The 23,738-nt window shown below is 29.5% G+C and carries 26 protein-coding genes, 1 riboswitch and 1 other annotated feature; of the genes, 25 read left to right on the top strand and 1 reads right to left on the bottom strand.

Features of this window, described 5'->3' with window-relative positions; all coding sequences use genetic code 11:
* The first annotated feature begins 35 nt into the window (after positions 1–35).
* From ACRC28_RS12590 to ACRC28_RS12645, 12 genes are all read left to right on the top strand, one after another.
* A complete protein-coding gene (locus ACRC28_RS12590; RefSeq protein ID WP_438543797.1) occupies positions 36–338 on the top strand; it encodes a hypothetical protein in 303 nt (100 codons plus the stop codon).
* 14 nt (positions 339–352) lie between these two features.
* The gene (gene recQ / locus ACRC28_RS12595) at positions 353–2,113 is read left to right on the top strand and encodes a DNA helicase RecQ (protein ID WP_438543798.1); all 1,761 of its coding nucleotides are present in this window, start codon (positions 353–355) and stop codon (positions 2,111–2,113) included.
* 44 nt (positions 2,114–2,157) lie between these two features.
* Positions 2,158–3,216, top strand: a complete 1,059-nt coding sequence (locus tag ACRC28_RS12600) for a CdaR family transcriptional regulator (protein WP_438543799.1) — start codon at positions 2,158–2,160, stop codon at positions 3,214–3,216.
* Positions 3,217–3,319: 103 nt separating this feature from the next.
* Entirely contained in the window at positions 3,320–4,576 is a 1,257-nt protein-coding gene (locus ACRC28_RS12605; protein ID WP_438543800.1) for a GntP family permease, read from the top strand.
* 35 nt (positions 4,577–4,611) lie between these two features.
* Positions 4,612–5,745: a glycerate kinase gene (locus ACRC28_RS12610; RefSeq protein ID WP_438543801.1), complete on the top strand. Its 1,134-nt coding sequence runs from the start codon at positions 4,612–4,614 to the stop codon at positions 5,743–5,745.
* A 172-nt stretch (positions 5,746–5,917) separates the two neighbouring features.
* On the top strand, positions 5,918–6,076 hold the full coding sequence (locus ACRC28_RS12615; protein WP_438543802.1) for a hypothetical protein: 159 nt from the start codon (positions 5,918–5,920) through the stop codon (positions 6,074–6,076).
* Positions 6,077–6,243: 167 nt separating this feature from the next.
* Positions 6,244–8,166: a PrkA family serine protein kinase gene (locus tag ACRC28_RS12620; protein WP_438543803.1), complete on the top strand. Its 1,923-nt coding sequence runs from the start codon at positions 6,244–6,246 to the stop codon at positions 8,164–8,166.
* A 2-nt stretch (positions 8,167–8,168) separates the two neighbouring features.
* Entirely contained in the window at positions 8,169–9,353 is a 1,185-nt protein-coding gene (yhbH, locus tag ACRC28_RS12625; protein WP_438543804.1) for a sporulation protein YhbH, read from the top strand.
* Positions 9,354–9,356: 3 nt separating this feature from the next.
* On the top strand, positions 9,357–10,745 hold the full coding sequence (locus ACRC28_RS12630; RefSeq protein ID WP_438543805.1) for a SpoVR family protein: 1,389 nt from the start codon (positions 9,357–9,359) through the stop codon (positions 10,743–10,745).
* 44 nt (positions 10,746–10,789) lie between these two features.
* The gene (locus tag ACRC28_RS12635; RefSeq protein ID WP_438543806.1) at positions 10,790–11,338 is read left to right on the top strand and encodes a rubrerythrin family protein; all 549 of its coding nucleotides are present in this window, start codon (positions 10,790–10,792) and stop codon (positions 11,336–11,338) included.
* A gap of 4 nt (positions 11,339–11,342) precedes the next feature.
* Positions 11,343–11,726: a hypothetical protein gene (locus ACRC28_RS12640; RefSeq protein WP_438543807.1), complete on the top strand. Its 384-nt coding sequence runs from the start codon at positions 11,343–11,345 to the stop codon at positions 11,724–11,726.
* 50 nt (positions 11,727–11,776) lie between these two features.
* Entirely contained in the window at positions 11,777–12,130 is a 354-nt protein-coding gene (locus tag ACRC28_RS12645; RefSeq protein WP_438543808.1) for a hypothetical protein, read from the top strand.
* Positions 12,131–12,169: 39 nt separating this feature from the next.
* Here the strand turns inward: ACRC28_RS12645 and pssA are convergent, their stop codons facing one another.
* Positions 12,170–12,703, bottom strand: a complete 534-nt coding sequence (gene pssA, locus ACRC28_RS12650; protein ID WP_438543809.1) for a CDP-diacylglycerol--serine O-phosphatidyltransferase — start codon at positions 12,701–12,703, stop codon at positions 12,170–12,172.
* Positions 12,704–12,893: 190 nt separating this feature from the next.
* Between pssA and ACRC28_RS12655 the strand changes: the two genes are divergently transcribed.
* The 13 genes from ACRC28_RS12655 to ACRC28_RS12715 form a co-directional block, all read left to right on the top strand.
* Positions 12,894–13,775 (top strand): YegS/Rv2252/BmrU family lipid kinase, encoded by an 882-nt coding sequence (locus ACRC28_RS12655; RefSeq protein WP_438543810.1) that lies wholly within the window; start codon positions 12,894–12,896, stop codon positions 13,773–13,775.
* A gap of 52 nt (positions 13,776–13,827) precedes the next feature.
* On the top strand, positions 13,828–14,493 hold the full coding sequence (locus ACRC28_RS12660) for a hypothetical protein (protein ID WP_438543811.1): 666 nt from the start codon (positions 13,828–13,830) through the stop codon (positions 14,491–14,493).
* A 284-nt stretch (positions 14,494–14,777) separates the two neighbouring features.
* Positions 14,778–16,043, top strand: coding sequence for a magnesium transporter (locus ACRC28_RS12665; protein ID WP_438543812.1), 1,266 nt, complete (start codon positions 14,778–14,780; stop codon positions 16,041–16,043).
* 42 nt (positions 16,044–16,085) lie between these two features.
* A riboswitch (TPP riboswitch) is annotated at positions 16,086–16,187 on the top strand.
* A 218-nt stretch (positions 16,188–16,405) separates the two neighbouring features.
* Entirely contained in the window at positions 16,406–17,209 is an 804-nt protein-coding gene (thiD, locus tag ACRC28_RS12670; RefSeq protein WP_438543813.1) for a bifunctional hydroxymethylpyrimidine kinase/phosphomethylpyrimidine kinase, read from the top strand.
* Entirely contained in the window at positions 17,210–17,992 is a 783-nt protein-coding gene (gene thiM / locus ACRC28_RS12675; protein WP_438543814.1) for a hydroxyethylthiazole kinase, read from the top strand. It begins immediately after the preceding gene.
* Position 17,993: 1 nt separating this feature from the next.
* Positions 17,994–18,662, top strand: coding sequence for a thiaminase II (gene tenA, locus ACRC28_RS12680; RefSeq protein ID WP_438543815.1), 669 nt, complete (start codon positions 17,994–17,996; stop codon positions 18,660–18,662).
* Positions 18,659–19,276 carry an energy-coupled thiamine transporter ThiT gene (thiT, locus tag ACRC28_RS12685; RefSeq protein WP_438543816.1) on the top strand — a complete coding sequence of 206 codons (618 nt, stop codon included), beginning with the start codon at positions 18,659–18,661 and terminating at the stop codon, positions 19,274–19,276. Before tenA ends, thiT begins: the two co-directional genes overlap by 4 nt.
* On the top strand, positions 19,248–19,871 hold the full coding sequence (gene thiE / locus ACRC28_RS12690; RefSeq protein WP_438543817.1) for a thiamine phosphate synthase: 624 nt from the start codon (positions 19,248–19,250) through the stop codon (positions 19,869–19,871). The genes thiT and thiE overlap by 29 nt, the downstream gene beginning before the upstream one ends.
* Before the next feature lie 68 nt (positions 19,872–19,939).
* Positions 19,940–20,185, top strand: a binding site (T-box leader).
* A gap of 59 nt (positions 20,186–20,244) precedes the next feature.
* Positions 20,245–21,153, top strand: a complete 909-nt coding sequence (cysK, locus tag ACRC28_RS12695; protein ID WP_438543818.1) for a cysteine synthase A — start codon at positions 20,245–20,247, stop codon at positions 21,151–21,153.
* Between the two features lie 29 nt (positions 21,154–21,182).
* Entirely contained in the window at positions 21,183–21,767 is a 585-nt protein-coding gene (epsC, locus tag ACRC28_RS12700; RefSeq protein WP_438543819.1) for a serine O-acetyltransferase EpsC, read from the top strand.
* Between the two features lie 17 nt (positions 21,768–21,784).
* Positions 21,785–22,762 carry a tRNA epoxyqueuosine(34) reductase QueG gene (gene queG, locus ACRC28_RS12705; protein ID WP_438543820.1) on the top strand — a complete coding sequence of 326 codons (978 nt, stop codon included), beginning with the start codon at positions 21,785–21,787 and terminating at the stop codon, positions 22,760–22,762.
* A gap of 55 nt (positions 22,763–22,817) precedes the next feature.
* Positions 22,818–23,522: a lysophospholipid acyltransferase family protein gene (locus ACRC28_RS12710; protein WP_438543821.1), complete on the top strand. Its 705-nt coding sequence runs from the start codon at positions 22,818–22,820 to the stop codon at positions 23,520–23,522.
* A gap of 20 nt (positions 23,523–23,542) precedes the next feature.
* On the top strand, positions 23,543–23,738 hold a 196-nt coding region (locus ACRC28_RS12715; protein ID WP_438543822.1), incomplete at its 3' end, for an endonuclease III domain-containing protein.

The raw sequence follows: 23,738 nt of genomic DNA on the forward strand, positions 1-23,738 counted from the left end.
ATTATTCTTATAAAGAAAAAACAGGAGTTCGTGTTATGGCAAAGAAAAATAGTAAAAATAATGATTTTTTAAGTACAGTAAGAGAGGACCTTTCACCTAAGGTTTATAGTGAAGTTTTAGATATTGTAAATGGTGGTCGTGAAGATTTAGCCAAGGATGCAATAAAAGTAGATTATTTATTAGATTATACAAGTAGATGTATAAAGGTAAAGGATTTTAGAGAAGCTAGAGTTTCTATTGAGGGAGCTAAAATAAGATTAGATAAAATTAAAGATGCAGGTTTTAAAATAGATTATTTAGAGCATTTATATGAAGGAATAAAAAGCAAAGTAAAATAGAAAGGAGTGGTGAAATGAATACTAGGGAAAAAGCACATTATGCATTAAAAAAATTCTATGGTTATGATAGTTTTAAAGAAGGTCAACTAGAAGTAATAGAAAAAATAATAAATGGAATTGATGTGTTTTGTCTTCTTCCAACAGGTGGTGGAAAATCAATAGGATATCAAATTCCATCAATTATTTTAAGTGGAGTAACAATAGTTATTTCACCACTTATTTCTCTTATGAAAGACCAAGTAGATAATTTAAAGGAGCTTGGTTTAAAAGGTGCATTTATAAATAGTAGTATTAGCACAGAGCAGATGAAAGAAATTTTAAATGATGCAGCACTTGGTGAATATAAAATACTTTATATAGCACCAGAAAGGCTTGAATCAGATTATTTTAGAAAGATGATAAAAGGCTTAGATATAAGTCATATAGCAATAGATGAAGCTCATTGTGTTTCAGAATGGGGACATGATTTTAGGAGAAGCTATAGAAAAATAAAGGTTTTTTGTGATGAACTTAATAAGAGGCCAGTTATATCAGCATTTACAGCAACAGCAACAAAAGAAGTTATGGAAGACTCAATAAAATTATTAGGGCTTAGAAATCCATATATTTATAAAGGAAATATAAATAGAAATAATTTAAAAATAAAAGTCTTAAAAGAAATAGATAAAGAAGAAGTAACTCATATTCTAAGAGAGCATGAGGATGAAAGTGGAATAATATATTGTGCTTCAAGAAAAGAAGTTGATGAACTATATAGTGTTCTAAGGGACATAGGATTTAGTGTTTTAAAGTATCATGGTGGAATGAAAGAAGAGGAAAAAACAAAAAATCAAGAGGCTTTTTTAAATGAAGAGAAAAATATAATGATAGCAACAAATGCCTTTGGAATGGGAATTGATAAAAGTAATATAAGATATATAATTCATTTTACAATGCCTAAAAACTTAGAAAGCTATTATCAAGAAATTGGTCGTGGTGGTAGAGATGGAGAAGCTTGTGATTGCTATTTGATTTTTAATAGAATAGATATAAAACGTGTAGAGTTTTTGATAAATAAAAGTGTACCCTTAGGTAGGCGTCAAATAGCAATAGGGAAATTGCAAAGTATGATAGACTATTGCGAGTATGATGGGTGCTTAAGAGGATATCTTTTAGATTATTTTAATAATGATAAAAAAATGAGTTTTTGTAATAACTGTACTAACTGTTTAAATTCAGATAAGGTAAGAGATTTTACAAAAGAAGCTCAAATGATTTTATCAACTGTGTTTAGAACAAGAGAAGGTTATGGAATTTCAGTAATTACAGATATCTTAAGAGGGATTAAAGGGCCTAAAATAATACGTGATAAGTTAGATAAAATAACAACCTTTGGTCTTATGAGAGAAAGTAGTTCTAAGTTTATAAAAGAAGTAATAAATGGACTTTTAGAAAATGGTGATGTTTCCTTGAAAGAAGGAACATATTCAATGTTAAAGTTAAATAATGAATCTATAAAAGTTTTAAGATCAGAAAAAGAAGTTTTAATGATATTAGAAAATATAGAAGAGGAAATATTAGATAAAGTTCTTTATGAAAAGTTAAAGGTGTGGAGAAGAGTAATGGCAGGAAAAGAAAATATAAGACCATACATTATTTTTTCAGATACCTCTTTAATAAATATAGCAAATACAAAGCCTAAAACTAAGGATGAACTTATGAGCATCCGAGGTATGGGAGAAAAGAAACTTTTAAAATATGGTGATGAATTATTAAATATAGTAAATGGAGGTTAAGATGAAGCTAAAGGTTTCATCTTAATTTTATAAGGGGGATTATTATGTTAAGTAAAGAGCTTGCACAAATTGTTGTAGATAAAATGATGGATATACTACCTTACAATGTAAATATAATGGACAAGAAGGCTATCATAATAGCTAGTGGAGAAAAAGAAAGAATAGGAAATCTGCATCTAGGAGCATTAGAAGCTTTAAAGGTAGAAGAATGTATAGAAATTTATAATGATGAGGATAAAGAAGGAAGCAAAATGGGGGTTAATATTCCAATTAGCTTTAATAATAGAATAATCGGTGTTATAGGGGTAACAGGCCATCCAGATAAGGTAAGAAACTTTGGAAGTTTAGTAAAGGTTACGTCAGAGCTTTTAATAAATCAAGAATATAGCATTCAAAAGTTTATTATAAAAGATAAAATAAAGAGAGAATTTTTATCAGAATGGCTTCATAAAAAAGAAAAATATGATATGGATTTTATAGAAAGAGGATTAAAGCTTTCTATCGATGTAAGGGAAGAGTATAGATTTGCACTTATAGAGGTTACAGAAGAATTTAAGGATAAGGCAAAAATAAAAAGCAAGTCTTTTGAAGAAAGGTTTAATATAGTTTTCTTAAGTGAAAAGAGAATTATATTTATAGAAAATAAAAAAGATTCTATGGGACTGTTGTTAAAAAGCTTTGAAAATATGATAAATAGAGCAATTATAACAAGATTCAAAGGAGATTTATCAGATGTTTATGGAAATACAAATATGGCTCTTTCAATAGCAATAAAAATAAATTGTAAAAGCAAGATAATAAAGGATAAAGGCGATATATTATTTTTAAATTCCCTTGGATATTCTTTAGAAAATGGAGATTCAAATATTATATTAAAGAAAATAAAGGAAGAGGGAGAAGAGATATTAGAAACATTTATACATCTAGCAAGCTTAAATTTTGATAGGGCAAATACAGCAAAAGAATTACACATACATAGAAATACTCTTTTATATAGAGTAAATAAAATAGAAGATAAAACAGGACTGAAATTTGATAGAACAGTAGATAGGTTAAGATATACAAATGCTTACCTTTACTACCAAATATTTAAAAAAGCATAAAAATTCTATATGAAGTTTGTGCAAGTGCACAATGAAACTGTTTACTGAAAGTTGTAATATAAAAGCATGGTTAAAAGATTAACAAAGGGAGAGGGAAGAATTTATGGATATTACAGTTACAGCTTTAGGAGCAATTGTAGCACTTATAATTGCTATCTTTTTAATAATAAAGAAGGTTCATCCAGCATATAGTCTTATACTTGGGGCTTTAGTTGGAGGAATTGTAGGGGGAGCATCTCTTACAGATACAGTTACACTTATGATAGAAGGGTCAAAGGGAATGATGCCAGCTATCTTAAGAATTGTTACAGCAGGAGTTTTAGCAGGTGTATTAATTGAATCAAAAGCAGCAGCTAAAATTGCAAGTACAATAGTAGATAAAATAGGTGAATCAAAAGCACTTATTGCATTAGCTATAGCAACAATGGTTTTAACAATGGTTGGAGTTTTTGTAGATGTTGCTGTTATAACAGTATCACCAATTGCACTTGCAATAGGTCATAGAGTAGGACTAAGTAAAACAGCTATACTTTTAGCAATGATAGGTGGAGGAAAGGCAGGAAACATAATGTCTCCAAACCCAAATGCAATTGCAGCGGCTGATAACTTAGGAGTTTCATTAACAGAAGTAATGATGGTTGGAATAATTCCAGCAATAGTAGGAGTTATAGTAACTTGTATAGTTGCACAAAAGCTTAAAGGAAAAGGAAGCAAAATAATATTAGAAAGTGGCGCTACTGAAGAAAAAGATATGCCAAGCTTTTTATCAGCAATAACAGGTCCAGTAGTTACAATAATACTATTAATGTTAAGACCAACCCTTGGAATAGCAATAGACCCATTAATAGCACTTCCAGTTGGAGGAATAGTTGGAGTTATAGCTATGGGAAAAGTGAAGCATTTAAATAGTTATGCAAGCTTTGGGATAGGAAAAATGACAGGAGTTGCAATACTTTTAATTGGAACAGGAACCCTTGCAGGAATAATTTCAAATTCAGGATTAAAAGACCTTATAATATATGGAATAAATATGCTAGGTTTACCAAGCTTTGCATTAGCACCAGTTTCAGGAGTTCTTATGTCAGCTGCAACAGCTTCAACAACATCAGGAACAGCAGTTGCTTCATCAGTATTTGGACCAGCTATATTAGAGCTTGGAGTAGCACCACTTAGTGCAGCAGCTATGATACATTCAGGAGCAACAGTTTTAGACCACTTACCACACGGAAGCTTTTTCCATGCAACTGGAGGAAGTGTAGGATGTGAAATGAAGGAAAGATTAATGCTTATACCTTTTGAGTCATTAGTTGGATTAGTAATGGCAATAACATCAACAATAATATTCGGAATAATACTTTAAGAAAAAATTTTAAGGGAAAACAGGGGGAGAAATTTATGAAATTTGTATTAGCACCAGATTCATTTAAAGAAAGTATGACATCAAAGGAAGCATGTAATGCTATGGAGCGAGGAATTAAAAAGGTTATTAAAGATGCAGAGTGCATAAAGGTTCCAATGGCAGATGGTGGTGAGGGAACGGTTGAAGCATTAGTTAATGGAACTAATGGAAGATTTGAAAAAGTAATGGTAACGCCACCAATGGCAGATGATAGAAAAATAAGTGCTTTATATGGAATTTTAGGAGATGGAAAAAGAGCAGTTATAGAAATGGCACAAGCTAGTGGAATAGGTCTTGTAAAAAGAGAAAATAGAAATCCACTTTTAGCTACAACTTATGGAACTGGAGAAATGATATTACATGCTTTAGATAATGGAGCAGAGCATATAGTAATTGGAATAGGTGGAAGTGCTACAAATGATGGTGGTGTAGGAATGCTTATGGCACTTGGAGTAAAATTTTATGATAAAGAAGATAAGGAATTAGGTTTTGGAGGAGAAGAACTTTTAAAACTAGAAAGAATAGATATAGAAGGTTTAGATAAAAGAATTAAAAATACATCTATAGAAGTTGCTTGTGATGTAACAAACCCATTAGTTGGAGAGTTTGGAGCATCAAGAGTTTTTGGACCACAAAAAGGTGCAACAGAAGAAATGGTAGAGACTTTAGATAAAGCTCTTACAAACTATGCAAGAGTTATAAAAAAAGATTTAGGTATAGAAGTTAAGGATGTAGAAGGAAGTGGAGCAGCCGGTGGACTTGGAGCAGCACTTTTAGCATTCTTAAATGGAAAGCTAAAAAGAGGTATAGATCTTGTAATAGAACATAGTGGCTTAAAAGAAAAAGTAAAGGGTGCGGACTATGTATTTACAGGAGAAGGAGCAATAGATTCACAAACTATCTTTGGGAAAACACCAATGGGAGTAGCTAAAAGTGCAAAACTAGAGAATGCAAAAGTGATAGCATTTGCAGGAAAAGTAGAAGATGGTTCAGAAAATCTTTATGAAGTTGGAATAGATGGAATCTTTAGCATTATGAGAGGTGTTACAGATTTAGACACAGCACTTAAAGAGGGGCAAAAGAACTTAGAAAAAACAGTAGAAAATATAGTTAGAATTATAAATATTTAAAGGCAAAGAACTTAGCTAAGAAAATCATAGCTAAGTTCTTTTTTGTAAAAATAAATATAATTAGGAAGCTAAGATAGGTGTAAAAAATAATAAAAGCAAAATATTTGTAGAAAGTCATATTAAGGAATTGAGATAAATATATATTTAAAAAATGTATATGGAGGGATTTAAAATGGCGAATAAAGTAAAACAGGTATTTTGCAAACATGTATATAGAGAATATATACAAAGTGGTGAAGATGAAAATGGAAGAATAAAAGTTGTGATGTGTAAAAAGTGCAAAAAAATAAAAGAAAAATATTTTGAAGAATACGAAAAAGAAATAGATTAAAAAAGAGTAGAAATAAAGAGAGTTTAGATATTTAAGAGATGATTTTTAATAAGTAATATGTAAATTAAAGTTGAAAGAATTAGAAAAATAGATTTTTAATTCTTTTTTTTTGTCATATAAGAGTGAGAATTAAGAATATATTTTAAGTAAAAAGGAGGGATTGTATTATGGATTTTAGAAAGTTTATACAAACCGATAGAGAAAATAGAGAAAAGGAAAAGTTTAATGGGACATTTTTAGATTATTTAGAAATAGTAAAAGAAAACCCAGATATAGCGAAGCTATCACATAAAAGGTTATATGATAAGATTTCTGAAAAGGGAGTAGAGGTATTAAAAGGAGAAGAAAACTATAAAGTTAAAAGAATTTATGGAAATGAAATAATAAGAAAATATGGATTTTTTAAAGATAATTTCTTTGGAATTGATAAAGTTGTCATGAAGCTTATGAATTACTTCCACTCTGCTGCAATGCAAGGAGAGGAAGCAAGACAAGTGTTATATTTAGTTGGACCAGTTGGTGCAGGTAAATCATCTTTAGTTGAATCATTAAAAAAAGCGTTAGAAACTTGTGAGCAAATTTATTCAATTAAAGGGTGTCCAATGCATGAAGAGCCTCTTCACTTAATTCCTAAACATTTAAGAGCACAATTTGAAGAAGAACTTGGAGTGAAAATAGAAGGAGACCTTTGTCCTGTTTGTAAGTACAGACTTATAAATGAGTTTGGTGGGAAATATGAAGAAATGCCAATTGAAAAGAAAGGTTTCTCAATACGTTCAAGAAAGGGAATTGGAGTAGTTCCTCCGGTAGACCCTAATAATCAAGATACTTCAATTTTAACAGGTTCAATTGATATTTCTAAAATGGATATGTATGCAGAAGATGACCCTAGAATATTCTCATTAAATGGGGCATTCAATGTTGGTAATAGAGGTATGGTTGAGTTTATAGAGGTATTCAAAAATGATGTTGAATACTTGCATACTATAATTACAGCTACTCAGGAGAAATCTGTTCCTTCACCAGGAAAAGGTTCAATGATTTATTTTGATGGAGTTATTGTAGCTCACTCAAATGAAGCTGAATGGAATAAGTTTAAGTCAGATCATACTAATGAAGCTATTTTAGATAGAATAGTAAAAATTGAAGTTCCATATTGTTTAGAGCTTGATGAAGAAATTAAAATATATGAAAAAATACTTAAAAAGAGCACATTTAATGCGCATATAGCACCACACACAATCCAAATTGCAGCTATGTTTGCAATACTTTCAAGACTTGTTGGTTCTAATAAGGTTGACCCTATAACTAAGCTTAAAATTTATAATGGTGAAGAAATTGTAGAAAAAGGTTCAACTAAGAGAATTGATATAGGTGAATTACGTGAAGAAGCTGGTGCTTATGAAGGAATGAAGGGAATTTCAACTAGATTTATAGTTAAAGTTATAGATAATGCTCTTTCAAATTCAGAGCATAATTGTATAAATCCATTAAGCATAATGGAAAGCATTATAAAATCAGTTAAAGAAATGGATATTGCAAGTGATGACAAGAAAAGATATCTTGGATTTATTCAAGATACAATTAGAAAAGAATATAATAAGATTCTTGAAAAAGAAATTACAAAAGCATTTATTCATTCATTTAAAGAACAAGCAGAAAGCTTATTTAACAATTATATAGATAATGCAGAGGCTTTTGTAAATAAGAGCAAAATAAAAGATTCATCAACTGGTGAAGAGTTAAATCCAGATGAAGAGTTCATGAGAAGTATAGAAGAATATATTGGAGTTTCTGAATCATCATGTAAGGGATTCAGAGCTGATGTTACATCATACATGTTCTATTTAATTAGACAAGGTGCAACTATTGAATATTCATCATATGAGCCTTTAAAAGAAGCTATAGAAAAGAAACTTATGGCATCTGTTAAAGACCTTTCAAGAATTATTACTAAATCAAGAGTTAGAAATAAAGAGCAAACAGAAAAATATAATGCTATGGTAACTGAAATGCAAAACAATGGATATTGCCTACATTGCTGCGATGTAATATTAAAATATGCTGCAAATAATCTTTGGAAGGATTAAAAATGGCAATATTTAGAGACAACACAGTAAATCCAGTAGACCATGATAGGTCAATTGAAGATAGAAGAAGGCATAGGCAATTAGTTGAAAAGTCTATAAAAGAAAATTTAGGTGATATTTTATCAGAGGAAAGCATTATAGGAGAAGGAAAAAATAAAAAGTTTAAGATACCTATAAGAGGAATAAAAGAGTATCAGTTTGTCTATGGTAAAAACTCAGGTGGTGTTGCTACAGGCGAAGGTGATGAAAAGCGTGGAGATAAAATAGGAAGTGGAAAGCCAAAGGCTGGAAAAGGAAATGGAAAAGGGGCAGGAAATAATGAAGGTGATGATGTTTATGAAACTGAAATCACCTTAGAAGAACTATTAGACTATATAGTTGAAGATTTAGATCTGCCTAATTTAGATAGAAAGAAATATTCAGAGATATTAGTAGAAAGTGCAGGAAGAAAGTGTGGATATCAAAAATATGGTATAAGACCACGACTTGCTAAAAAGAAAACTGTTATGTCTAAAATAGCAAGAAAGCAAGGAAAAAAACGTGCATTGATGGAAGAAAATCTTGATGGTGATAATGAATTAGTAGAAAGATTTCCATTTAGAGAAGATGATTTAAGATATTATAGAGTAAAGAAAAAACCAAAGAGAGAAAGTAATGCTCTTATGGTGTTTATAATGGATGTATCTGGTTCTATGGATAGTACAAAAAAATATTTGGCAAGGTCATTTTTCTTTGTACTTTCAAGATTTATTAAGAAAAAGTACAACAATATAGCATTTGAATTTGTATCCCATACAACAACTGCAAAAAGAGTAAATGAGTTTGAATTTTTCCATAAGGCAGAATCAGGAGGAACTTATATTTCAAGTGGAATAGATAAAACATTAGAGCTAATAGAAGAAGAATACCCAAGTGATATGTGGAATATATACCCTGTCTATGCTAGTGATGGTGATAACTGGACTGAAGATAATGAAAGAGCTATGAAAAGTGTGAAAAAGTTATGTGAGATAAGCAATATGTTTGCATACTGTGAATTACTTCCTTCAACTTATTCAACTACAATGTACTATAGATTTTTTAAAGAAATAGAGGCAGAGAATTTTGTACCTGTAATTGTAAGAGAAAAGAAAGACTTATGGGATGCATTAAAAACAATATTAAATAAGGAATTAGGGGAGGAATAGGGCTTGGAATACAATTTAAAAGATTTAGAAAAATGGAATGAAAAGATTGAAGCTGAAGCAAAGAAATTTGGATTAAACTATTATCCCCAAGAGTTTGAAATTATAGGATTTAATGAAATGATAGGATATGAGGCATATGTAGGTATGCCTTCTAAATATCCTCATTGGAGCTATGGGAAATCATATGAAAAGAATAAGACTTTATACTCTTTAAATATGACAGGGCTTCCATATGAGATGGTAATTAACTCAAACCCTTGTTTAGCTTATTTAATGAATGAAAATACACTTCTTCTTCAAATTTTAACTATTGCCCATGTATATGGACATAATGATTTCTTTAAAAATAATAGATTGTTTGTAGAAGGAACAAATGCAGATAGAACCTTAGAAATGTTTAAACTAGATGCAGAAATAATAAGAAGCTATATAAACAATCCTTCTATTGGATATGAAAAAGTAGAAAAAATCTTAGATGCAGCACATTCAATAAAATATAGTATAGGAAGAAGTGTTGGAGTAAAAGAAATATCAGATAGAGAAATAAAAGAAAGAAGGATAAGTGATTATAAAAAAGAAATTCGTGAAAGAGGAATTTTAGATAGCTATAAAGAAGTAGAAGTTCCTGAAATAGATAAAATACCATTAGAGCCAAGAGATGATGTAATGGGATTTATTATTGAACATGGAAATTTAGAAGAGTGGGAAAAAAATGTTTTAAGAATTGTAAAAAGGGAATCGGAATATTTTCTTCCTCAAATAGAAACAAAGACTATAAATGAAGGGTGGGCTTGTTTTTGTCACTATAATCTTTTGAAAAACTTAGAGTTACCAGAAGGACTTCATTTAGAATTTTTAAAAAGACATAATGATGTAGTAGCTCCAATGATAGGCGGGTTAAATCCTTATTATATTGGGTTTAAAATATTTATGGACCTTTATGAAAGAGAAGGAATGGAAAAGGTATTTGAAGTAAGAGCTTTAGAAAGAGACTCATCTTTTATAAGAAGATATTTAACTAGAGAGCTTTGTGAAGAGCTTAATTTATTTAAATATGCTAAAAAGACTTTTGATTTTGTAATTGAAGAGGTCTCAGATGAAGAAGGATGGAAAAAGATAAGGGATGCACTTGCACAAAGTACTGGAGTTCAAGGAATACCACATATACGAGTTATAGACATGAATAAAAGAGATTACACATTAACATTAGAACATGTTTTTGATGGACGTGAGCTTGAAATGTCTTATGCAAAAGAAACATTAAAGTATATGTGTAAGCTTTGGGGGTATAAAGTAAATTTAAACACTAAAAATAAAGAAGGTGAGGAATTTACGATTTCTTGCGATGAAAATTTAAAGATTTTAATTACTGAAAGTAACAAAAAAATTTAAGATGAATAACTTGTATAATATAAAAATTATGCAGGAGGAAAAAAATGAAACTCTCTGGAAGTGAAACGGAAAAAAATCTTTATAAAACTTTTGCAGGTGAGTCAAGGGCAAGAGGAAAGTATAGTTTGTTTGCAGAAAAAGCAAAGGCTGAAGGGTATGTTTGGGTTAGCCACATTTTTGAAGAAATAGCTGAAAATGAATATGCACATTCAAGAGAGGCTTATAAAAGATTTTTAGAGAATGTTGAAGGAACAGAACAAAATCTTTTAAAGGCAGCTTGTGGTGAAAATGAAGAAACAGAGAAGATATATAAAGAATTTCAAGAAGTCGCAAGGAAGGAAGGCTTTACAGAAATAGAAGCATTCTATAAAGAACTTAGAGAAGTTGAAGAATCTCACAGAGACAAGTTTTTAGGCTTGTGCGAACTTATAAAAAATAAAAAGATGTTTAAATCTGATTCTAAAATAACATGGCATTGTTTAAATTGTGGCTATATTCATGAAGGATATGAACCACCTAAAGTATGTCCTCTATGCAAATATGAAAAAGAATATTTTAAACCAGATTATGAAACTAAAAAGTGTAAAGGGTGATAATATGTACTGTAGATTCCCAAAAGAATATTTCTTTGAAATTGAAAAAATAGAAAACTTGTTAGAATTTGAAGAAATAGAAGATGTAGAAGATATGAGAGGAATAGAAGAAGATAATTTAAACGTATCTGATATATTTGAATTTGATTCAAATGATGATGATGATGATGAAAGAAATAAATGTAAATGTAATAAGAAAAAAGAAGAGCATGTAGAACATAAATGCGAAAAACCTATAGATAAAAAAAATAATGAATGCGGCTGCAAAAAAGAAAAAAGTAAAAATAAATGTAAAGAAGAAGGAAAGTTCTTTACTATTGCAGATGATGAATATGTAGAAGAAATAAAAGTGGAAATACATGATTGTAAATGTAATTGCAAAAAATAAATAAAAAAAGAGAGGAGAAAATCCTCTCTTTTATAATATAAGGAGAATTTATGGGCAAACATATAATAGAAGGGCAATATGATGAATTAATACAGCTTACAGAGATTTTAAAAAGACTTGTAGATTCCTATAGATTATTAATAGGAGGTGCAGCAGAATTAAATACAATTTATGGTAGAAAAAAAGGTGATATAAACGATGCATTAGATAGAGTCGATGATCTTGGAAAAATAATAGATGGCTTTATTGATGGAATAGATAAACATGACGATAAATTCTTAGAATACATGAAGCTTAAAGGAGAAGTACTGGGGAAAAACTATGCAAAAGGACATATAGAAAAAGAGATAAGTGATGTAATTCAAACGGAAATTAATCATGAGCTTAATTTTAAAAACAATTAAAATAAAAAGTAGAGAAAGTGAAAGACTTTCTCTACTAATCTATAATTTCTTAAGTTTTATATTACTAACCATTAAGTATGCACCAAGTATCATAAAAATAAATGCTAAAACAAGCCCTAATGTAGCAGGGATTTTAACAAGTACAGCTATAACAACAAATAATGCAATAAAGCAACCTGCAATAGTTATTGGAATTCCTCTAAAGTTTCCATCAAAAGTAGATACATTGTATCTAGCAAGTCTGTAAGCACCACATATAGGAAATGCTAATAAAACTGCATAGCCTAATATACTAAGTAATCCAAGATGGCCAAAGCCAAATAATAAGAATGTTAGTATAGATGGAGCAACACCAAATGATACAAGGTCTGCTAAAGAATCCAATTCCTTTCCTAATTCACTAGATACATTTAAGTATCTTGCAATTCTTCCGTCATATCTATCTACAATACCAGCTAAAATTATAAATAATGCTGAATAAAGATAGTGCCCATCAAAGGCTGATAATAAAGATAATACCCCACAAGATAAATTTATAAATGTAAATATATTAGGAATACAACTTTTCTTCATATAATCACTCCTAAATTTTTATATAACCTACAATGATTAATTATAGCATATAAGTAGTTATAATATAAGTGGAAAATTTCATATTAAGAGAAAAATAAAAATAAAGTGTTAAAATTATGAATAAAATAAGCAAAGGATGAAAAAAGATGATATAATTTTAAAATAGCCTGATTTTTAAGGGAGGAACAGAATGGATAAAGTAAGGTTTATTTATAATCCGTATTCAGGAGAAAGAGCAATACTTCAAAATTTAGATACGGTTGTTCAAATTCATCAAGAAGCTGGATATGTAATATGTCCCTATAGAATAACTAAGGGAAGGTCCTTAGAAGAAGCATTTGATGATATTGATGAAAGTTTTAAGTATATTTTAGTTGCAGGTGGAGATGGAACAATAGATTCTGTAGTTAATGTAATGAAAGAAAGAGATATTGATTTACCACTTGGAATATTACCACTTGGAACTGCAAATGATTTTGCAAAGCTTTTAGAAATTCCAAAGGATGTAGAAGAAGCATGTAAGAGAATAGTTAGAACAGCTGAGCCAAAATTAATTGATATTGGAAAAATAAATGAAAAATATTTTGTGAATGTAGCAAGTATGGGATTATTTACTGATGTATCACAAAAAATTGATTCGGGACTTAAAAATGCACTAGGAAAACTAGCATATTATATAAAAGGTGTGGAAGAGCTCAGAAACTTTAGAAAACTAGAGGTTAAGCTTAAAGCAGATGAATATACTTATGAAGGGCAAATGTATTTAATGCTTATATTTAATGGGAAAACAGCTGGAAATATAAATTTAGCAAATAGAGCAGATGTTGAAGATGGAATGCTTGATGTAGTTTTATTTAAACCAGTTTTAATTGTAGAAATGTTACCACTTTTAGTTAAGGTTTTAAAAGGAGAACATTTAGATTCAAATAAAATACTTTATTTTAAAACAAAAAATCTTTTAGTCCAATGTGAGGAAGATATTTCAACAGATATAGATGGAGAAAAAGGACCAGATTTTCCATTAGAGATTTCATGTATTAAAGGTGGAGTGAAAATTCTAGGAATAAATTAAAGATATGATTAATAAGTATAAATAACAATTATGTAATGGGGAGGTAAAGATTTTGAGTTTTATCTATTATTTAATGTTGATATTTATACTTTTTTTTATAATGAATTTAATATTAAAAAATGAGGAAAATTCACCTAAAAAGTTGAAAATGTATTTTAGAATATCACTAGGGCTGTTTCTATTTAGGTACATTACTCTTTTATTAATATGCTTACTTAAAAATGTTGAGGTTGTGTATTATTTAAAAGACTTAGTGTATTTAAATTATTTAGTAATTCCTTTAGTAGTTCTTGGGTTATTCTTTATATATTTAAGATTTGATAATGTTTCAGTAAACACAATTTATGGAGTTGGTGGAGTATTACTTTGTATATACTTAATTTTTATGGCATTTAGCGAAGGTAAAGTTATGCTTGATATGAATTTTGGATATATAATACAACTTAAATATGGTGAGTTTATTACTGCAATGATAGTGATTATGTTAGGAGCTTTTCTTATATTCGGTACATTATTTATGGATAAGCCTAATGTAAATAAAAAAGGAATATATAGCCTAACTATAATATTAATTGCAATTCTTGTAGAAAATATTTCTATTTTAATAAAATTAAGTGTATTTCCTTATACAATAATAAGTGAAATAATATTTTTAATAGTATTAGAAAAAGCGATTTTGAAATTTAAAAAGACTAGATTAATGTTAGAAAACAAATAAATTTAAAAATCGTATTCCATTTTGCTATAAGGCTAGATATAATAGAATTAAAGCATTTGATAAGATTGCAGTTAAAATCATATTTGATTAAAGATATTAGGCAGAAACTTAAAAAGTGAATCTACTGTAAGATTCACTTTTTAACTGTTAAGAAAAAAGGAGAGTGTTAAAAAATGGAGGAAGGACCTCAAATAAGTGAAAATCCAAAACTCAGAATTTATAAGCTTAGAGCAAAGCCTTCATTTAGCATGGAAAGTTTTCTCTAAGAAGAAGGGGGAACTATGATGAAGAGATTATTAGCATTTTCATTTACAGATATATTAGATAAGAAAATGTATGATGAATTTAATGATGTATTAGGAGTTTTAAAAGATGTATATGTAACAACAGAAGCGGGGTATCCAAGAATTATTGGGTACAAAGTGAAGAGAGATGGGATAACATATCATTTTGAATTTAGAAGTATACAGTATTTTTCTAAGGATGGAAAAATAATAATAAAAACTAGAGGAAGTAAAGAGATATTACCAAGAACATACTCATATCTTTTATCACGCCATTTATTAGATAGAAAGATTGTAGATATAAATGGAAAGCAAGTTGTTAGAGTTGATGATTTAAGAATTGCTGAAATTGGTGGAGAATTTAGGGTAGTTGCAGTAGAAACAGGTGCATTAAGTAAATATAAAAGACTAAAAATAGAAAAAATGATGAAGTTTTTCTATAAATTAGTGGGAAAAAATGTTGAAGGAACTGTTTTAAGATGGGAAGATGTTGAATCTTTAGAAATGGTAAATAACAACTTAAAGCTTCAAGTGCCTTATAAAAAATTAAGTCAGCTACATCCAGCAGACTTAGCAGATATTATAGAAGAGCTTGATACAAAATCAAGAAAACAGGTTTTTGAATCTTTAGATGAAGACTTAGCAGCAGATACTTTAGAAGAGCTTGAACAAGAATTTAAAGGTAAAGTAATAAAGGAATTATCAGAAGAAAAGACAGCAGAGCTTTTAGAAAATATGGCAAGTGATGAGATTGCAGATATTTTAGATGACCTAGATGAAGAAGAAAGAGAAAAAATTCTGATAAACTTAGAAAAAGAAGATGCAAAAGAAGTTAAAGAACTTTTAGAATATGAAGATGAAACTATAGGAAGTATTATGACAAAGGACTTTATAGCTTTAAATTTAGATGTAACTGTTCTTGAAACTGTTGAAATTTTAAAAGAAATAAAACCTGATGAAGAAGAAATGTATTATATTTATATAACAGATAAAAATGAAAAGATAAGGGGACTTATATCATTAAGAGACCTTATTTTAAGTGGAAGCACAGAAAAATTAGAAGATATTATGGATGCGAATTTTCAAACACTACATCATGAAGATGATATTGATGAAGCAATAGAGCTTATATGTAAGTACGACCTTTTATCTGTACCAGTTATAGATGAAGAAGAAAAGCTAGTTGGAATAGTTGTAGTACACGATATAATTGATGAAGATTTATATCCACTATGGAAAAAGAAAAATAAAAAGCAAAAAGATTAATATTGACAAGAGAGTAATAAAAGAGCATAATTAGAAAAAATAAATATAAGCTAGGGGTGCCATTTGGCTGAGAGATGTGAAATACATTAACCCTAAGAACCTGATATGGATAATACCAGCGAAGGGAAGCGTTTTGAGCCATTTTTAAAATGGTAATACTTTTGTAATTATTGAAGCTATATTCCCAAAATCGGAATATAGCTTTTTTTTATGTCTAGGAAAGTATAAAATTTTATGTTCTATAAAAGCCTATAGTTAGTGGTTTAACTAAGGTTTTAGAAATTTAAAAAAGCGATTTGTTTACGTGGAAACATAAGGGGAAACGGCTTTGATATTTTAATAAAAAAAAGGGGGAAGTTGATGTGAAAAAATATAGAAAAAATACATTAACAATAGCAGGTTCAGATTCATCAGGAGGAGCAGGGATTCAGGCTGATTTAAAAAGTTTTAGTGCAAATGGAACTTATGGAATGAGTGTTATTACAGCAATAACAGCACAAAATACTATGGGAGTTTTTGCAGTAGAAAATCTAAGTGAAGAAATTATAAAAAAGCAAATCAGTGCAGTGTTTGATGATATTAAGGTTCATGGAGTAAAAATAGGAATGGTTTCAGATGAAAAAATAATAAGAGCTATAGGTGAAGCGTTGAAGGTGTACAAGCCTGAAAAAATAGTTTTAGATCCAGTAATGATTTCAAAAAGTGGATTTTCATTGTTAGAACCTAAAGCAAAAGAAGCACTTAGAGAAATTTTAATTCCAATGGCTTATTTAATTACACCTAATATACCAGAAGCAGAGGAACTTACAGGATTAAAAATTAATACGGAAGAAGATATGATAGAAGCGGGTAAAAAGTTATTAAATTATGGACCTAAATATGTACTTGTAAAAGGTGGACATTTAGATGGTGAAGCAGTAGATATATTAATAGGTGAAGGTGTATTTAAGCGTTATAAAAGTGAAAGATTAAATAGAAATAACACACATGGGACAGGCTGTACTCTTTCTTCAGCAATAACATCTAATTTAGCATTAGGATATGAAATTTCAGAAGCTATTGAGAAAGGAAAAAATTATATAACAGAGGCTATAAGACATAGTTTTAGGTTAGGTCATGGAGTTGGACCTGTAAATCATTTTTATGAGATAGAAGGAGAAGAATAAATGGGATTAGTTAAAAATTTAAGAGAGAAAAATCCATTAGTACTTCATTATACAAATGAGGTTACAATAAATGATTGTGCAAATATAACCCTTGCAATAGGGGGAAGCCCTCTTATGAGCTATTCAAAGGAGGAGGCAGAGGAATTAGTTAGTATCTCTTCAGCAGTTGTAATAAATATAGGAACAATGAACTCAGAAAGATTAGAGCTGTTTTTAGAGGTAGCGAAATTAGGAAATAAGTACAATAAACCAGTAGTTTTAGACCCTGTTGGAGTTTTTGCAACAAAGGCTAGAAAAGAGTTTGTTGATAAATTATTAAGTGAGGCTAATTTCACAGTTATAAAGGGAAATTTAGCTGAAATAAAAAGCTTAGCAGGATTAGAGTTTGAAGGAAAAGGCGTAGATTCAGAAGATGGTGAAATAAATGTTGAAGTGTTAAGAAGAATAGCAGAAAAATTAAATACAACTATAGCATTAACAGGAAAAATTGACTATATAGCGGATAAAGAAAATATAATAAAAGTTTATAATGGTGTAAAAATGCTAAAGGGAATAACAGGGACAGGCTGCATGACAGCATCTTTAATAGGGGCATATTTAGGAAGTGGGTTAAACTCTTTTGATAGTGCAAAGCTTGGCGTTTTAACTATGGGAATAGCAGGAGAAAAGAGCTATAAGGATAATATAGGACTTGGTAGCTTTAGAGTAAGTTTAATAGATAATATATCTAAATTTAATGATGAAGTGCTAGAAGAAAATATGAAAATTGGGGGAGGCTTTTAATATGGAATTTACAGAGGTTTTATATGAAGAAGTAAAGGATATTTGGGAAGCGTATCTAAGACATCCTTTTATACAGGGGATGAAGGATGGAACTTTAGATAGAGAATTATTTAGAGATTATTTAGTGCAAGATTATTTATATTTAAAAGAATATGCAAAGTTGTTTTGTATGGGGATAGTTAAATCTAAGGATATGGATGAAATGAGATTTTTATATAAATCTATAAATGGAACTATGGAAGAAGGAGCCTCACATATAAGGTATATGGAGGAGCTTGGAGTTTCTGAAAAAGAAGCAGAGAAAACAAAGGCTGATGATAGAAATATAAATTACACAAATTATATGCTTAATGTGGCACTACAAGGGGATATTAAGGATATAGGTATAGCAACTCTTGCTTGCAGTTGGAGCTATGGTTTTATTGGAGAATACTTAGTTAAAAATGCAAAGCTTGAAAATAATTATTATAAAGATTGGATAAATCTTTATGGTGAAGAAAGCTATAATGATTTTAAAAAAGTATGGTTAAGTTATGTAAATAAACTTTGCAAGGATTCATCTAAAGAAGAAAAGAGAAGATACATCCAAATATTTAGAAAATGCAGTATTTACGAATTGGAATTTTGGAATATGGCATTAGAAGGTAAAAGGGTAGGTGAACTTGTATGACAATAGGAGTTACATTAATAGGATTTTTTCTTATAGGACTTCACTTTTTTGATATCAGAAAATATAAATTCAATACTAAAAGCGTAATACTTATAGGATTGTTTGCTGCAATATCTATAATGCTATATTTTATTCAATTTATAAAATATCCACAAGGTGGGGGGATAACATTATTTTCAATGATGCCTATAATGCTTTTAAGTCTTATTTGTGGAAGGCGAGAGGCTATAACTTGCGGAATATTATTTGGAGTTTTAAAGCTTATGAATGGTGGTGTAATAATAAATCCAGCACAGTTTTTATTAGATTATATACTTCCTTGTATGGCACTTGGACTTGCAAATATATTTGGGACAGATAAGAAGTGGAAAATATTTTTAGGATGTCTTTTTGCAGGGATTTTAGGAACTGTATCAAGTACTATATCGGGAGTTTTATATTTTGGACAATATGCACCTGTGGGAATGAATCCTTTGGTTTATTCAATTATATATAATTTTTCAAGTGCAGGAGTTGAAAGCTTATTAACAAGTGTGTTGGTGGTAATAATGCCAGTAGAAATGTTGAAGGGGAGATTGATGAAAAATGAGAAAAGAAATATCGGACAAGCTTAAATTATATTTAGTAACAGATAAAGAGCTTTTGAAGGGAAAAGATTTTTTTGATGAAATAGAAAAAGCATTAAAAGCTGGAGTAAAAACAATTCAATTAAGAGAAAAAGATACTTTAGGAAAAGAATTTTTAGAAAAAGCATTAGAGCTTAGAAAACTAACAGAAAAGTATGATGCATTATTTATAGTTAATGATAGAGTGGATATAGGGATGCTTTCAAATGCAGATGGAGTGCATGTAGGTCAAAAAGATATATCGTTAGAGCATGTAAGAAAATTAGTTGGAAAAGATATGATAATAGGAGTATCTACAAGTAATTTAGAAGAGGCAAAAATAGCAGAAGAAAATGGTGCTGACTATATAGGTGTAGGTGCAATATTTAAAACAGAAACTAAAAAAGATGCAAAAGATACAGGCTTAGATGTATTAAATGAGATAAAAAATAATATAAATATTCCTATAGTAGCTATTGGAGGAATAAAAGAAGAAAATATAAAAGAAATTTCAAAGGTTGAAGGTTATGCAATAATAAGTGATATTCTTACTTCAAAGGAGATTGAAAAAAAAGTTAAAAGAATTTTAGAAAAAATAAAATGAAAAACTGTTGACAGAAATAGTAAAAAGCATATAATTAAATTATAGAAAACATATCAAAATAGTCAGAATTAAAAGCAGAGAAAAAGAAGAGTAGTTTAGTGGAAAAGTTACAGAGAAAATGAGAGAAGCTGAGACTCATTACATTGGAAATTAGATGAAGTGCCCTTTTGAGCTTAAGTTCAGAAAAGTTAAAGTATGAGCTTACGGTGTTGCCCGTTATAGCAATAGAACATGTTTGTGTTCGATTAAGGTGAGGTGTTAATATACACCTAAGTAGAGTGGAACCGCGAAGAATTTATAGCTTCGTCTCTATGCATATACATGTATAGAGATGGGGCTTTTTTTATTATTTTAAAATTAGGAGGAATGGAAAATGATTTATAACAATGTATTAGACTTAATAGGGAAAACACCAATATTAAAGGTAAATAATTTAGTTGAGGAAAATAGTGCAGAGGTTTATGTAAAGCTTGAAAAATTTAGTGCAGGGGGTAGCGTAAAAGATAGAGCAGCACTTGGAATGATAGAAAAAGCAGAAGAACTTGGACTTTTAAAAGAAGGTTCAGTTATAGTAGAACCTACAAGTGGGAATACAGGAATATCTATAGCTATGATAGGAAGACTTAAAGGATATAGAGTAATTATAGTTATGCCAGATAGCATGACTAAAGAAAGAAGAAGTCTTATAGGAGCTTATGGAGCAGAGCTTGTTTTAACAGAAGGAGCTAAAGGGATGAAGGGAGCTATTGAAAAAGCAAAAGAGCTTGGAGCAGAAGAAGGGTATTTTATTCCACAGCAGTTTGAAAATATAGCAAATCCAGAAAAACATTATAAGACTACTGCAGAAGAGATTTTTGAAGATTTAAATGATTTAGATTATTTTGTTGCAGGAGTAGGAACAGGTGGAACTGTAACAGGAGTTTCTAAAAATTTAAAAAATAGATTACCAAATTTAAAAACTATTGCAGTAGAGCCAGAAGATTCAAAGGTATTAAGTGGTGGAAATCCAGGACCTCATAAGATTCAAGGAATAGGTGCAGGATTTATTCCAGATAACTATGATAAAAATTATGTTGATGAAGTAAGAACTGTAACTAACGAAGAGGCATATGATATAGCAAAGAGATTTGGAAGAGAAGAAGGAGTTTTAGTTGGAATTTCATCTGGAGCTGCTATAAAAATTGCTTTAGATTTAGCTAAAGAAGTTGGAAAAGGTAAAAAGATATTAGTTGTAGCACCTGATGGAGGAGAAAAGTATCTTTCAACTGGAATTTACGATTAATTAGATTTAAAACAGGAGGAGAAAGAGCGGTGTTTAAAAGATTAAAATATGATTTAGAAAGAATATTAAAAGAAGATCCTGCCGCTAGAAGTAAACTAGAAGTGTTTATATTATATCCATCCATTCATGTAACTATTTTGCATAGGTTTTCAAATAAATTATATAAGAAAAAAAGATTTTTTATTGCAAGACTTATATCTCAAATTGGAAGGTTTTTAACTGGAATAGAGATTCATCCAGGAGCTACAATAGGAAAAGGTCTTTTTATAGACCATGGAATGGGAGTAGTTATAGGTGAAACAGCTGAGGTTGGTGAAAATGTAACTATTTATCATGGAGTAACACTTGGCGGGACTGGAAAAGATACAGGTAAAAGACATCCTACAATTGGAGATAATGTTATAATAGGAAGTGGCTCAAAGGTTTTAGGACCTATAAATATTGGAGATAATGTTAAAATAGGAGCAAATTCAGTTGTGCTAAAAGATATAGAAGATGATAGCACAGCCGTAGGAATTCCAGCACAGGTTATAGGGAAAAAAATGAATAACATTATTGAGATAGAAGACTTTGAAGGAAGAAGAAAAAAGATATATAATAATATGATTATTTAATTTAAAAGGATGGATATATGAACAGAGAAAAAATATTAGAGTTTTGTAGAAGTATAAATTTAGATACTGTTGGATTTGTAAAGATGAGAAAATTTACAGAACTTGAAGAAGTTTTTTTAAAGAGAAAAAAAGAAAAATGTGAAAATGAATTTGAAGAAGAGGATATAGAAAAAAGAATAAATCCTTTTCTATATATGGAAGATGGGAAAACTATAATAACTATAGCTTTCCCTTATTCCTTTGGAAAAGATTTAGAAGATACAGGTTTTTCAATTTATACAAGAGGCATGGATTATCATAGAGTGGTGCATTTTTATTTAGATAAAATATGTGAGTTTATTAAGGAATGTGGATATAAGGCAGAAAGCTTTGTAGATAGCAATACCCTTCCAGAAAGATATATAGCATACTTAGGGAAGGTTGGCTTTATAGGAAAAAATAATATGGTAATAACAGAGAAATATGGCTCATATGTATTTTTAGGTGAAATTATAACGGATTTAGATTTGAATGGAGAAGAAGATAGCAGGATAAAGGAATTGAGTGAATATAAAGAGTGTGGGGAATGTAGTGTTTGTTTTAAAGAGTGCCCTACAAAGGCTATAAATAATTTTAAGAGAAACACGAATATATGTCTTTCTTATCTAACTCAAAAAAAGCATTTAGAAGATAAAGAGATGAAGCTTTTAAAGGGAAGAGTTTTTGGATGCGACAGTTGTCAATTAAAGTGTAAGTTTAATGAGAATGTCCAAAGTGGAATATTATGTGAGTTTAAGCCATTTACTTTTATGGAAAAGGAAGATAGTGAAAATTTAATTGAAATGACAAATGGAGATTTTAAAGAAACATTTAAAAAGACATCCTGTGGTTGGAGAGGAAAGAATGTTTTAATAAGAAATGGTATAATAAGAAAAAAATTATATACAGGAGAAAATATAGACCATATAAAAACAGATTCGCCATATATAAAGGATTACATAAATAGACTTTTATAATTTTATATCATATAATAAGGTGAGAGAAATTTCAGAGGAAGAGGTGGATAGACGGATGTTATCACCGTTTGCGAAAAAAATAATAACTAATTTACCAAAAGGGTTAACTGTATTCATGGGAAAAAAAATTACTGATGGATACATAAATAAACACGCTAATTTAAAAATAGAAGGTTATGAAGATATTAAGGATATAGAAGGACCAATATTATTTATTTGTAATCACTTAAGTAATTCAGATGGTTTAGTATTAAATAGAATATTGAAAAAAGATTTTGATCCATATTTTATAGCAGGAAAAAAATTATCAGATGATCCTATAACTAATATAGGAATGGAAATGGTTAAAAATATACCAATAAGTCCAAATAGTGCTGATAAACAAGCTATGACAACAATGGTTAAAACTCTTAAAAATGGGGAGAATATAATGATATTCCCTGAAGGAACAAGAAGTAGAACGGGAGCTATGATAGAAGGTAAAAAAGGAATACTACTTCTTACAAGAATGTCTAAGGCAACTATAATCCCTATAGGAATGGCAGGAACAGATAAGCTATTACCAATAGCTGATAGTAAAGATATGGGATCAGAAAAGTGGTATGATGCTGATGTAACTATAAAGTTTGGAAAGCCTATAGTTCTTCCTAAAAAAGAAAAGGAAGATGATAAGCATGAGTATGATGATAGATGTATGACTTTAATGATGAAAGGTATTGCAAATCTTTTACCAGAAAGCTATAGAGGAGTTTATAAATAGCCTTTTAAAGAGGTGAAAACATGAAAAAAAGAACAAAAGAAATATTAGAAATATTAAAAGAAACATATCCTGATGCAAAGTGTGAGTTAAATCATGAAACTCCATTTCAATTATTAGTAGCAACGTGTCTTTCAGCACAAACTACTGATGTTAAAGTAAATCAGGTTACAGAAACATTATTTAAAGATTATCCAGACTTAGAAAGTTTTGAAAAAT

This window comes from Clostridium sp. (genome assembly GCF_051650885.1).
Taxonomy (GTDB): domain Bacteria; phylum Bacillota; class Clostridia; order Clostridiales; family Clostridiaceae; genus Clostridium.